Annotated in this window: 10 protein-coding genes; 4 read left to right on the plus strand and 6 right to left on the minus strand. The window is 48.6% G+C overall.

What is annotated here, in order from left to right; translation table 11 throughout:
- Positions 1-115: 115 nt before the first annotated feature.
- The 3 genes from TH61_RS15360 to TH61_RS15370 all read right to left on the minus strand — a co-directional run bounded on the left by TH61_RS15360 (position 116) and on the right by TH61_RS15370 (position 3,187).
- On the minus strand, positions 116-715 hold the full coding sequence (locus tag TH61_RS15360) for a hypothetical protein (RefSeq protein WP_157600739.1): 600 nt from the start codon (positions 713-715) through the stop codon (positions 116-118).
- 133 nt (positions 716-848) lie between these two features.
- The gene (locus tag TH61_RS15365) at positions 849-1,676 is read right to left on the minus strand and encodes a glycoside hydrolase family 25 protein (protein WP_066511259.1); all 828 of its coding nucleotides are present in this window, start codon (positions 1,674-1,676) and stop codon (positions 849-851) included.
- A 101-nt stretch (positions 1,677-1,777) separates the two neighbouring features.
- Positions 1,778-3,187: a peptide MFS transporter gene (locus TH61_RS15370; RefSeq protein WP_066511261.1), complete on the minus strand. Its 1,410-nt coding sequence runs from the start codon at positions 3,185-3,187 to the stop codon at positions 1,778-1,780.
- Positions 3,188-3,443: 256 nt separating this feature from the next.
- Here TH61_RS15370 and pckA point away from each other — a divergent pair, with 256 nt between their 5' ends.
- The 4 genes from pckA (at position 3,444) to smc (ending at position 10,313) form a co-directional block, all read left to right on the plus strand.
- Entirely contained in the window at positions 3,444-5,057 is a 1,614-nt protein-coding gene (pckA, locus tag TH61_RS15375) for a phosphoenolpyruvate carboxykinase (ATP) (protein WP_066511264.1), read from the plus strand.
- Positions 5,058-5,182: 125 nt separating this feature from the next.
- On the plus strand, positions 5,183-5,896 hold the full coding sequence (locus tag TH61_RS15380; protein ID WP_066511267.1) for a 16S rRNA (uracil(1498)-N(3))-methyltransferase: 714 nt from the start codon (positions 5,183-5,185) through the stop codon (positions 5,894-5,896).
- A gap of 27 nt (positions 5,897-5,923) precedes the next feature.
- Entirely contained in the window at positions 5,924-6,589 is a 666-nt protein-coding gene (locus tag TH61_RS15385) for a DUF4159 domain-containing protein (protein ID WP_066511269.1), read from the plus strand.
- 163 nt (positions 6,590-6,752) lie between these two features.
- Entirely contained in the window at positions 6,753-10,313 is a 3,561-nt protein-coding gene (gene smc / locus TH61_RS15390) for a chromosome segregation protein SMC (protein WP_066511271.1), read from the plus strand.
- A gap of 94 nt (positions 10,314-10,407) precedes the next feature.
- Here smc and TH61_RS15395 read toward each other — a convergent pair whose 3' ends face one another.
- The 3 genes from TH61_RS15395 to TH61_RS15405 form a co-directional block, all read right to left on the minus strand.
- A complete protein-coding gene (locus TH61_RS15395; protein WP_066511273.1) occupies positions 10,408-10,956 on the minus strand; it encodes a lysophospholipid acyltransferase family protein in 549 nt (182 codons plus the stop codon).
- A gap of 83 nt (positions 10,957-11,039) precedes the next feature.
- A complete protein-coding gene (locus TH61_RS15400; protein ID WP_157600740.1) occupies positions 11,040-11,654 on the minus strand; it encodes a hypothetical protein in 615 nt (204 codons plus the stop codon).
- 97 nt (positions 11,655-11,751) lie between these two features.
- Positions 11,752-12,513: a patatin-like phospholipase family protein gene (locus TH61_RS15405; RefSeq protein ID WP_231862238.1), complete on the minus strand. Its 762-nt coding sequence runs from the start codon at positions 12,511-12,513 to the stop codon at positions 11,752-11,754.
- Between the last annotated feature and the right edge of the window lies 1 nt (position 12,514).

Raw genomic sequence — 12,514 nt, forward strand, 5'->3', positions numbered from 1 at the left:
CCCAGCAGCACACGTTGCATATAAAAGAAGCCCCGGCCAAATGGTCGGGGCTTCTTCATTTTTAAGGGCATTTCATTTTTGGCCTATTTCTAAGAAAACAGGGCAAAAACAGTGATTACTGGATTTCTTTGATCTTGATATTGATGGTGTGCGGGGCCTTTTCATCGCCGCCGAAGTACGGATACAATTGATAGCCCTGCCCTTCTCCGGAACAGCTCCGCTCATGCTCTACCTTTTTGTTTCTAACCTGATAAGTGTATTTGCCATCGGTTAGGGTCAGTTCGCAGACATAGCTTTTGTTCAGGTCAATGTCTGTGATATAAGTTGAGGTGTTCTTGCCGTTTTTATAGGAATAGGCATGTAACTCTAATTTGCCTTTGTACCATCTCCAGCCAAAACGTGCGCTAGACACGTGATGAAACGCGCCACAATCAGACATGCCATACAGCTTGTTGATGTCCGCTTGATTGTTAGGATCTTTGGTGGTGTAAATGGCCGTGGAGTCAAACTTCACCTCAAACTTGATTTTGCTCTTTGTAAAGGTCTTCAACGGGTTGGTGGTCTCATGCTTTCCAGCGGAAATCACATAATTGATTCCTTCTTCCGTTTGAGGCAGATTTGTTACCTCAGGAGTGAGTAGCTCTTCCACAGAACAGGAAGAAAGGAAGATGATAGAAAGAAGAATGAAAGGTCTTGTGAGTAGAGTTATTTTCATACGCATAATTAATATGGTATAAAATTAATCCCAACTTTGCATATGACCTACAGCAACTTCCTTTTCCTTAGAAGGTTAATAGCAAGTTGTTGTTATTGTATAATTATATTTTTTTTAGGCTTCGTAACACCGATCAATTATTTGGCTCATAGCACATATTGTACAAATCTTCTAAAGTGCCATTAAAAACATTTAGGTCTGCGTTTCCTTTAATGCCCTTTAACCTACCTGTATCTGTGTGTTGCCAAAAAGACCATTTATGATCATTGATTTTGTGACCATTCTCTGGTGTATAATGCGCCAGCCATAACGGGTAGCCATCAAAATGCCCAACCAAGTGCTTTTCATAAAAAGCATAATTGGTGTAGATAATGGGTTTGATGTCATACTCATCTTCTACGGCGTCTAACCATTCCTGCACTCCTGCTATAATTTCTTCGTCTGATTGGTGGTTGGTTACTTCTACATCAATAACCGGGGGCAAATCCCCTGCCTCCAGATGCACCCTATCCAAAAAATTCTTGGCTTGGTCGGTCGCGTTGCGTGATGGCAAAAAGAAATGGTAGGCTCCCCTTAATACACCATGCTTCTTAGATTCCCGCCAGTGTCTGGAGAAATACTTGTCCTGGTGAGAAATGCCTTCAGTAGCTTTAATAAAGGTGAACACTATCTTCTCTTTCTTCACCTGCTTCCAATCCACTTTACGCTGGTGATGCGAAATATCCAGGCCTAAGACTTCATAGTCGTTCGGGCGGAAGGTGGTGAGCGTATTGGAATGGGTGGCTTCCTCAACTTTGTGTTTAAGGAACTCTAACCTTCCACCCTCCTTGTAATACTCCATCCCCAGGCGCAACACAAGAAAGGCTCCTATGCCCAATAGCAACGGCTTCCACAAGGAATTAGAATCCTTTGAGGATGGGGCATTCTTAGAAGGGCGCTTGTAAGGTCGTTTGGTGGCCATATAGGTTGGAGTGCCTCAAAGATACGAAGTAGCGACTGCACCAAAAAAGAAAGCCCCACTGATTCTCTCAGCGGGGCTTCCCAAATATGAAAGTGAAAAGACTAAGCGCCTCTTCCGTGCATCATGTGCAATAATTTTTTAGCAATGGCTACCAGCAGCAAACCAGCGGCAATCACAAAGCCCGAGATTAATCCGAACACTTGCAACGGACCCAGGATTTCTACATACGAAGCGATATACCCACCTGCAATCTGGGCCACAAACGGCGCCAGGAACCAAACACCCATCAGCATTGACGTATAAGCAAGCGGCGAAAGGCGTGACACCATAGACAAACCGATTGGTGACAGACAAAGCTCGCCAATGGTATGGAAGAAGTAAGTGGCAATCAGCCAGAAAATGCTGGCTTTTATGGTCTCATCTTCTACGTTGCCGCCTCTTTGCATCACAGCACCTACCATGAACAAGAAACCAACACCTAACAGAATCATACCCAAGCCCATCTTCACAGGAATGCTCAAGTCCTTGCCACGCTGGCTCAAAGATAACCACAAGTTAGCGGTCAATGGCGCGAAGGCTACAATGAACAAGGGGTTCACAGACTGGAACCAAGCTGTAGGGATTAAGAAGCCGAATACCTCACGGTCAATGTATTTGTCAGTGTACAAAGAAAGTGAAGAACCAGCCTGCTCAAACCCTGCCCAGAAGAATACTACAAACAGCGTAATGATGAAAATCACGGCCATTCTATCCGTTTCTTCCTTGGTCAATGGGGCTTTTACCACTGGGTTGTTCTTGTCTACCTTCCCATCTGGGGCAACACCCACGTTACCCAGATACTTAGGCGCTAACAGGTTGAAGGCCAATTGACCAATCACCATACCAATACCGGCGGCCAGGAATCCATAACGGAAACCATATTCGCTTACCGTGGTCACTCCATCAACTACTGTTTTAGTAGCAAAGATGTCCTCAGCTAAGATACCGCACACCAGAGGCGCAGCAAAGGCTCCCACGTTGATACCCATGTAGAAGATGGTAAAAGCAGCGTCACGGCGGTGATCGCCTTGCTCATACAGTTTTCCTACAATGGCAGAGATATTGGGTTTAAAGAAACCATTACCGATGATGATCAACAGCAAGCCCACCGCGGTCATCATTGGAATGCCCATGATGTTACCCTGGTTTTCAATGCCTGGCGTGGCAAACAATGAGAACTGGCCCAAAGCCATCAAAACACCACCAATTAAGATAGAGCGGCGCTGTCCAATATATTTTTCGGCTAACCACCCCCCAATGATGGGAGTAAAATAAACAAAGCCAGTAAAGTAGCCGTAGATGAGGTTACCGGTAGATTCTGCTATGCCAAGGCCGCCTGCTACAGCAGCTTTCGTGAGATACAGGATAAGAAGTCCCCGCATTCCGTAGTAGCTAAATCGCTCCCACATCTCGGTGAAAAACAATAGGTATAACCCTGGTGGGTGCCCTTTCTTAACGGTTGTTTCTTGCATGTGTCCTGGAGAGTTTTTAGTAAGTAATTGTTAGTTTGTGAGTGTTTTTTGAGAAATTCATAAAAGTAAATGTATCACCTTAGACGCATTTATTCAAATATGCCTCTTTATTAATAACTACAGCCACTTTCAAGCCAACTTATAAAACAAACATCCGTTAGGGTTTGCTATTATCTCCACCCTTTTTTGTAATTTTGTTAAACCAAGGCAATTGACGCCTTTCCCTATTATCAAAAATCAATTTTCAAACCTCCTTATGAAAGAATTTGGCAAGAAATCATCAGCAATGGAATTGACCAGCTTAGGTATTTCACAGGCAAAAGACGTGTACTATAACATGACTCCCGCAGAGTTAGTAGAAGAGGCACTGAAAAACGGGGAAGGTTTCTTGACTGATACCGGCGCCTTGATGTGTGACACAGGCAAATTCACCGGCCGCTCTCCCAAAGACAGATTTGTGGTGAGAGATGAGAAGACAGAGAACTCTGTTTGGTGGGGTGATGTGAACATTGCCTTTGAGCCTGCCAAGTTTGAGGCCCTTCACCAAAAGATGATTGCCTATCTAGCCGATAAGAATTTGTACGTACGGGATGCGTATGCTGGTGCTGATCCAGAATACCGTTTAAACCTCCGCATTGTCAATACCATGGCGTGGCATAACCTCTTCTGCAACAACATGTTCTTGCGCCTGAACGAAGAAGAGCTTGAAAACCATACGCCAGACTTCACTATCATCTGCGCCCCAGGATTTGAGGCAGACCCAGCGGTAGACGGCACGCGTCAGCCTAACTTTGCCATCATCAACTTTTCTAAGAAAATGATTTTGATTGGTGGTACGGGCTATGCCGGCGAAATGAAGAAAGGCATCTTCTCTGTCTTGAACTACATTTTGCCACATGAGCGCGAGACTTTGTCTATGCACTGCTCTGCCAACGTGGGCAAAGACGGTGATACAGCCATCTTCTTTGGATTGTCCGGTACTGGTAAGACTACTTTGTCTGCAGATCCTAACCGAGGGTTGATTGGTGATGATGAGCACGGCTGGACTAAAGACAGCGTCTTCAACTTTGAAGGGGGCTGCTACGCCAAAGTAATTGACCTTTCTAAAGAGAAAGAACCACAAATCTGGGATGCCATCAAGTTTGGCGCCATCGTAGAAAATACCCGCTTCATTGAGGGCTCCCGCACCGTAGACTACACAAACAACTCTGTAACAGAGAACACGCGTACCGCTTACCCAATCAACCACATTGACAACGCCATTGAGCCTTCTGTGGCTTCTATTCCGCAGAACATCTTTTTCTTGACGGCAGATGCATTTGGAGTATTGCCTCCAATCTCTAAGCTGAACAAGAGCCAGGCCATGTACCACTTCATCTCTGGATACACCGCTAAAGTGGCTGGTACTGAAGTAGGCGTAACGGAGCCGCAGACCACTTTTTCTGCTTGCTTTGGCGCGGCTTTCTTGCCTTTGCACCCCACCAAGTACGCTGAGATGCTGGGTAAGAAAATGACCGAGAACAACGTGAACGTTTGGCTGATCAACACTGGCTGGACTGGTGGTTCTTATGGAACTGGATCACGCATGAAGCTGCCTTTCACCCGCGCCATGATTACGGCCGCCTTGAATGGAGAGCTGAACGACGTTTCCTTTACCAAGCACCCAATCTTCGGGGTGGAGATGCCAGATGCCTGCCCTAACGTACCGGCAGAAATCTTGAACCCACGCAATACTTGGACCGACAAAGACGCTTATGACCAAAAAGCGAGCGAACTGGCCAAGGCGTTCGTTAAGAACTTTACTAAATACGCTGACTACGCCAACGAGGAAATACTGGCCGGTGCCCCAGAAGTGGCGGTAGAAGCTTAATCCTTTAGCAATTAATTTTCTTGAAATGAGTAAAAGCCTTCCCTCAAACGGAAGGCTTTTCTTTTTCTGGCAGTTCAATCGTTTTTAGCTTATTTTTGAGAAAACAGGCCAAAATCCATAACCTTATGCATGTTTTCTTCACCCCAGACATCTTCTCTTCTTCCACAACCTATGTCCTGTCTGAAGAAGAATCCAAGCATTGCGCGCGGGTTTTGCGATTGGGCGTGGGAGATTTAGTGCAGCTGATAGACGGCAAGGGAGGACAATTCCTGGGGCAGATTGCCGAGGCCACTCCTAAAAAAACCACCCTCCAGATTCTGGAATATCATTCTTCAGAAGACCAATGGGCCTTTAAAGTCCATATCGCGGTAGCGCCTACTAAAAACCTGGACCGCATGGAATGGTTCGTGGAGAAGGCCGTGGAAGTAGGCATAGACGAGATCACGTTTCTGCAGTGCGCCCGCTCCGAACGGAAGGCCCTCAACTTGGAACGACTCGAGAAGATTGCCGTGAGTGCTATGAAGCAGTCCCTTAAGACGCATCTTCCTCGTCTGCACCCGTTGACCAAGTACACAGACTTCCTCAAGACCGTCCCCGTGGAGAACACCTTCATTGCGCATTTGGTGGAAGGCAGCGAACGGCACTCTCTGGTTAAGAGCATCTCAGGGAATAATCATTATACCGTCCTGATAGGCCCAGAAGGCGATTTCTCACCTGAGGAAGTACAGCTGGCCTTGGCCAAAGGAATCAGGCCGGTGACCCTAGGTTCCAGCAGGCTTCGCACCGAGACCGCGGCCCTAGCGGCTTGTCATACCTTCCACGTGCTATTAGACGTTTAACGTTTTTGGCCTCTTTTCTGGAAAACAATGCAAAAACGAATTTTCCTTTTATTCCTTCTATTTATCCAGTGCGTTAGCATGGTGAGCGGCCAGCGGCCCAGCTTCAGGATTGCGCGCTTGAAATACGGCGGCGGCGGCGACTGGTACGCTAATAAAACGTCCTTGCCTAACCTCATCAACTTCTGTAACCGGGAATTGAAGGCCAACATCGCCCCGCAGGAAGAGACCGTGGAGCCCGGCAGCCCCGAGATCATGGACTACCCTTTCGTGCACATGACGGGCCACGGCAACGTGGTCTTCACTGAGGGCGAGGCTCAGAACCTACGCAAATATTTGGTGGGTGGCGGCTTCTTGCACATTGATGACAACTACGGCCTGGAGAAATTCGCGCGGCGCGAGATGAAGAAAGTGTTTCCTGAGCTTCAGTTTGTAGAGATTCCGTTCAACCACCCGGTCTACCATCAAAAGTTTGACTTTCCACGTGGCCTGCCCAAGATTCATGAGCACGACAACAAGCCTCCCCAGGGTTTTGGCTTAATTTACCAAGGCCGGTTGGTCTGCTACTTCTCCTATGAAAGCGATCTAGGCAATGGTTGGGAGGACCAGTCCGTGCACAATGACCCCATTGAGAAGCATTTGGCCGCTTTGCGCATGGGTGCCAATTTGGTTTCCTACGCCTTGACCAACTTTTAAGTACTTTATCAAAACATTGAAAGAATCCGCTTTTGGCATAATTCCATAGAAACAGGCCAAAAACGGATTCTCTTTTAAGTCTCTTCCAAGCCTACATCCTTGCGGTACTCAGAACACTTTTTCGTATTTTTGAGATTGTAGCCAGAGTAACTGGAAGAAGCGCATGGAATTAGCAAGATTAGAGATTAAGGGCTTTAAGAGTTTCGGGGATAAGGTCACCATTAACTTTGATAGCGGCATTACTGGTATTGTAGGACCCAACGGTTGCGGCAAGTCCAACATCGTGGACGCCATTAGGTGGGTATTGGGCGAGCAGAAAACCCGTAACCTGCGCTCAGACAAAATGGAGAGCGTGATTTTTAACGGTACCAAGAACCGAAAGCCCCAGCAACTGGCCGAGGTCTCTCTTACCTTCAACAACAACAAGGGCATTCTGCCTACCGAATACTCGCAGGTCACCATTACGCGCAAGTACTACCGTACCGGCGAGAGCGAATACCTGCTCAACAACGTTACTTGCCGCCTCAAGGACATCAACGACCTATTCCTGGACACCGGGATTGGCTCAGACTCCTATGCCATCATTGAGTTGAAGATGGTGGATGACATCCTCAACGACAAAGACAACTCGCGCCGTACCCTGTTTGAGGAAGCGGCCGGCATCTCCAAGTTCAAGGTGCGCAAGAAACAGACCATGCGCAAGTTGGAAGAAACTGACGCCGATTTGGAGCGTGTAGAGGACGTCTTGTTTGAAATAGGCAAGAACTTGAAGAGCCTAGAGCGCCAGGCCAAAACCACTGAAAAGTATTACTCCCTTAAAGACGAATATAAGAAGCTAAGCCTGGAATACGCCCGCCGCAACATTGGCCACCACCAAGAGGCTTTGGAGCGTCTGGAAAGCGACCTTAAGAAGGAAACTGAACGCAAAGGTGGTTATTCTGAGGAGTTGGTAGCGCTGGAAGATGCGTTGCAGGAGCAGAAGACCCTGGTTGACCGTACCCAGCTGCAGTTGCAGAACACCCAGAAAGAGGTGCACGAGCATACCAGCCAATTGCGCCAACTGGAAAACGAGATTAAGTTGAAAAGCGAGCGCAAGTTCTATTTGCAGGAACGCGCCAAGACTCTTCAGAGCCAAATAAGCCAGGATACTACCAACATTGGGCAGACCGAGGCCAGCCTGGGACAGTTGCAGAATGACCTAGAGGAGATTCAGGAAGAGCTACTCGTGTCTGAGGAGCAACTGGGTCTTACCAAAAAAGAAATGGAGCATGTAAATCAGCAGAAGTCTGATTTACAGAGAGAGGTGCAGGAGAAAACCCTGGCCCAGCGCCAGGTGCAGAATGAGGTGTTCACGCTCAACAAGAGCATTGAAATCACCCAGATGCAGATTCAGACGCACCGCGCCGAACTGGAGCGGATGCAGCAGATGGAAGGCTCAGAGAACAGCCTCCAGATGCAGTATGAAGATGCGCTCGCTGAAACCCAGCAACAACTGGAGGAAGCCCAGGCCCAACTGGTAGCGTTACAGGAGGCGGAGCGTCTCTTGCAAGAAGAAATGACCAATACGGAGGCCACCTTGCATGAATACCGCCAGCAATTAATAGACATCAACCGCCAGCTGGACTCCAAGAAAAACCAGTACACCTTGACCAAGTCCTTGGTGGACAATTTGGAAGGCTTCCCAGATGCCATCAAGTTTCTATACAAGTCCAAGACCTGGCAGAAGCCGGCCCCGCTCCTGTCAGACATCATCTCCTGTGACCAGGAGTACAAGGCCCTGATTGAAAGCTACCTGGAGCCGTACATGAACTTCTTCGTGGTAGAAACCGCCGAGGACGCCGTAGAAGCCATTCATCTCCTTAACAACCAAAACAAAGGCCGCGCCAACTTCATCATCCTTTCTGAGGTGGAAGATTTGGACGTGACCGCCACCATCAGCACCCCTAAGTACAAGGCGGCTCTGGAGACCGTCGCCTCTGAGGAGAAATACCATCCTTTGTTGCGCTACATGCTCAATGAGGTGTACATCAGTGCCACGTCAGACACGGAGTTGTACCTGAGTGACGGCCGCACCTACATCTTAAAAGACGGCTCCGTCATTAAAAAGCCATTGAGCGTTTCAGGAGGGTCTGTTGGGTTATTTGACGGCAACCGTTTGGGTCGCAAACAAAACCTTGAGAAACTGGCAGAGGAACTGGAAGCCTTGAAAGAGCAGTCTGAGCTGATGAAAAACAAAATCAGCACGCTCCAGCACGTTCTTCAAAACCAGAAGAACGGCACCCAGGCCGAGGCCATCAGACTGCAGGAACGTTCCATTAATACCCTGCAACAAGAGCTCATCAGCCATAAGGTGCGCTATGAGCAGTTCCAGTTGAACCTACAAAACCAGGCCAGCAAGAAGGATGAGCTGTTTGAGAAAATCCAGGAACTAGGCGAAACCTTAGCCGACCTCCTCCCCGATTCCGAAAGCAAAAATCTGGCCCTCAAAAGCTATGAGCAGGAGCTGGCGGGCTTAGCACAAGTCCTTGACAAACAGAACGAAATCATCGCCGAGGTAAGCGGTATCTTTAACCAGGAGAACATCAAATTCCATCAGCTCAAGAACCGCCTGCAAAGCATTCAGCAGGAACTGGCCTACAAGCAGAAGACCGTGATGAACCACCAGGAGCGCCTGGTGCAGTTGCAGGATGAGCTGGCCCGCGCCGAGGATGAGACCGCCACCTTGGAGCAGTTTGTAGAAGACCAGTCCTATCAATTGGAGGAAGGCCTGGTGCAGAAAAAAGACCTTGCCCAGCAACTGGACGAGGTGGAGAAAGCCTACTTCCATCTTCGCGGCGAAGTGGACGAGAAGGAGAAAGCCATCCGGGAGTTGCAACGTAAAAAAGAGAACACCGATGAAGTGTTCCAATCCATGCAGCAGGCCATCACCGACACCCGCATTAAATTGGTGGCCGTGTTAGAGCGTCTGTCAGCGGAGTTCAACATGAGCCAGGAAGATTTGGCGGAGGCCCCTACCGAGAAGCTGGACATCTCTAATGAGGAACTAAGCCAGCAGGTAAACACTATCAAGCACAAACTGGAGAACGTAGGACCGGTGAATCCCATGGCCGCCGAGGCCTACCAGGAGATTGAAACCCGTCACCAGTTCATCCAGACGCAGAAGAATGACTTGGTAGGCGCCAAGCAGCAACTTTTAGATACCATCTCGGAGATTGACACCGTGGCCAAAGAAAAGTACTTAGAGGCCTTTGACCAGATCAAGGACAACTTCATGCGCGTGTTTCGGTCCTTATTCTCTGAGGAGGATACTTGTGATCTGTACATCCAGGACCCAAGCAATCCGCTGGAGTCTAAGATTGAGATCATGGCCCGGCCTAAAGGCAAGCGTCCGTTGACCATCAACCAGCTGTCTGGTGGTGAGAAGACATTAACGGCCATCTCTCTGCTGTTTGCCATATACCTCTTGAAGCCTGCCCCGTTCTGTATCTTTGACGAAGTGGACGCTCCTTTGGATGATGCTAACATTGACAAGTTCAACAACATTGTGAAGAAGTTCTCAGGAGACTCGCAGTTCATTGTGGTGACGCACAACAAGCGCACCATGATCTCCACAGACGTGATCTACGGCATCACCATGCTGGAGGCCGGCGTGTCCAGGGTGATACCTGTAGACTTAAGGGAATTGGCTCCAGAACCTGAAGAAGCGGCCGCTCTGACAGCCTAATCTCAAAACAGCATAAATGAATCGGTCCGTTTTTGGCCTCTTTCCCGGGAAAGAGGCCAAAAACGGACCGATTTGCATTTCAGTATGGTAAGAACTACCGAACGCCCTGGCTAGGGTATTTGGCTGTAACGGTTCTGTAGAAATTAAGGATCTTTTCCATGTCCGCGTCAAAGTCGCCGGTAGGCTGAATCATGGGCCCAATGCCGGCCTCCTTTTTGGCGTAGTCCAGGTAGCCCATCACAATGGGAACGCCCGCGCCCAAGGCCGTGTAGTAAAATCCTTTCTTCCAGCGGGGTTGGTACTTACGGGTTCCTTCTGGCGTTACCAACATAACCAATTCGTCGCGCTGCTTAAACAAGTCTACCATGGCGGCCACTAGGTTGTTGTTCTTCTTGCGGTCCACCGGTATGGCACCTAAAGCTTTTAGGATGGGGCCCATCGGGAAGAAAAACGCCTCCTTCTTGATGGTGATTTTAACGGGTACGCCCATCAAGTAAAAGGCCGCGCGCGCATAGATAAAGTCCCAGTTGCTGGTATGCGGTGCCGCCACCATAATCGCCTTCTTCACCCCGGGAGGCATACCGCCTTTCAGCGTCCAACCGGAAAGTTTAAAAATGGATTTCGCGAGTAAATTTCCAAACATAAAGAGGCGTTTTGAGGATTGAGACTACAATGATACAAAAAATACCAGCCTTTTAAGCTGGTATTTAAACGATGTGAAATGGTTTATCTCTTCATACTCCGTTCTCTGAACAAGTAAACTTGCAAGCCAACATTGATGGACGGTCCCACCTCTGTGTAGTAATTGTCCTGGTTGGCAGGGTTCTTCTCTTTGTAGTAGGTAAACATGATGGCAGGCTCTACGGCTATCTTCGGGTTAATGAAAAGCGAATACCCCACGCCGCCCCTTATCTCAGAGATGTCCCGTTTCAGGCTATTGGATAGGTTATAGATCCCAAATCCATAGCTGGCCTCGCCGAAGATCCCGTTGTTCAAAAAGTACCTGGCAAAAGGCCCCGCCAAAATATGAGTGGACGGATCATTGTCCGCCCCGTCCATTTTGACGCTGGTATGCGATACCGTACCCAAAACGCCTACGGCCAAATCATTGATTACAAAATACCCGAACCTTCCCTGCACGTCTATCTGCTTCTTGGAGCCTGACTGGGTTGAGTTGCTACTAGTGTGATTTTCAATAGATCGATAGGCACCATTGATGCCACCGCCCACCATAATGGAGCGCTGAATAACCTTAGCGGCTAGAAGATTTCCCCTATTTTCTTGTGCGTGTGCCCTTGAAACTCCCAATAAGAGCAATAAAGTGTAAACCAATATCTTCATGCATACTAATCTGGTGATGAGCCTTATACGCTCCCAAACAAGCTGCAGTCTTGGTTATTTGAATATGATGATAGCACCTAGCCAAGAAAATGAACTGCTACTCCACCAACAGTTTCATCAGTTCCTTCTCTAAGGACTTAGCATACTGATAGCCTACCTCAAAAATCTCCTGGGCTTTGTTGATGGCATAGATGTGATAGTTTTTTAGGGCAGGCGGCTCCAGGAAGATAGAACATATGGCAATGCGCTGCTGCACATTGGCATTGATGGCCAGATGGAAAACGCGTTCGGTCACCTGCCTAATGCTTTTGATATCTGCCTGGTGGTTGACGGGGTTAACGTGCACGCCAATGATTTTATCACAGGTGCCGGTCAGGCACTCCACGGGTAGGTTGTTGAGCAGCCCCCCGTCCACCAGCAGCATTTCTTGGTGGGCCACCGGCTGAAACATGATGGGCAAGGCAGAAGAGGCCCTAAGGGCGTTGGCCACCAACCCTTCCGTCAGGTAGACGGTGCTGCCCTGGTTTAGATCTGTAGCCGAAATAATCAACTGGGTGGGAAGGTCCGCGAAGGTGATGCCCTCCAAGTGCTGTTCAAATATTTTAAGCAGCGCGTTGGAATGGAGAATCCCCTTGTTGAGGGCTGGCCGCAAAAATTGCGTCACAGAAACATCACGCACCAGTTCAAGAACCTCCTCTGGGGCAAAACCTGCAGCAATAAACGCCCCTGCAATCGCACCTGAACTGGTCCCTGATATTACATCGATGGGAATCTGCAACTCATTCAGCGCCTTAATGACGCCCAAATGCGCAATGCCGCGGGCTGCGCCGCCAGACAAGCAGACTCCTATGCGCACCATG

Source organism: Rufibacter sp. DG15C (assembly GCF_001577755.1).
In the GTDB taxonomy this organism is placed as follows: domain Bacteria; phylum Bacteroidota; class Bacteroidia; order Cytophagales; family Hymenobacteraceae; genus Nibribacter.

Excerpts from the sequence above, each read along its gene's own strand:
- TH61_RS15395 (WP_066511273.1), bottom strand. The coding sequence starts at position 10,956 with ATGTTTGGAAATTTACTCGCGAAATCCATTTTTAAACTTTCCGGTTGG.
- TH61_RS15400 (WP_157600740.1), bottom strand. The coding sequence starts at position 11,654 with ATGAAGATATTGGTTTACACTTTATTGCTCTTATTGGGAGTTTCAAGG.
- TH61_RS15380 (WP_066511267.1), top strand. The coding sequence starts at position 5,183 with ATGCATGTTTTCTTCACCCCAGACATCTTCTCTTCTTCCACAACCTAT.
- TH61_RS15360 (WP_157600739.1), bottom strand. The coding sequence starts at position 715 with ATGAAAATAACTCTACTCACAAGACCTTTCATTCTTCTTTCTATCATC.
- TH61_RS15365 (WP_066511259.1), bottom strand. The coding sequence starts at position 1,676 with ATGGCCACCAAACGACCTTACAAGCGCCCTTCTAAGAATGCCCCATCC.
- TH61_RS15385 (WP_066511269.1), top strand. The coding sequence starts at position 5,924 with ATGCAAAAACGAATTTTCCTTTTATTCCTTCTATTTATCCAGTGCGTT.
- pckA (WP_066511264.1), top strand. The coding sequence starts at position 3,444 with ATGAAAGAATTTGGCAAGAAATCATCAGCAATGGAATTGACCAGCTTA.
- smc (WP_066511271.1), top strand. The coding sequence starts at position 6,753 with ATGGAATTAGCAAGATTAGAGATTAAGGGCTTTAAGAGTTTCGGGGAT.
- TH61_RS15405 (WP_231862238.1), bottom strand. The coding sequence starts at position 12,513 with ATGGTGCGCATAGGAGTCTGCTTGTCTGGCGGCGCAGCCCGCGGCATT.
- TH61_RS15370 (WP_066511261.1), bottom strand. The coding sequence starts at position 3,187 with ATGCAAGAAACAACCGTTAAGAAAGGGCACCCACCAGGGTTATACCTA.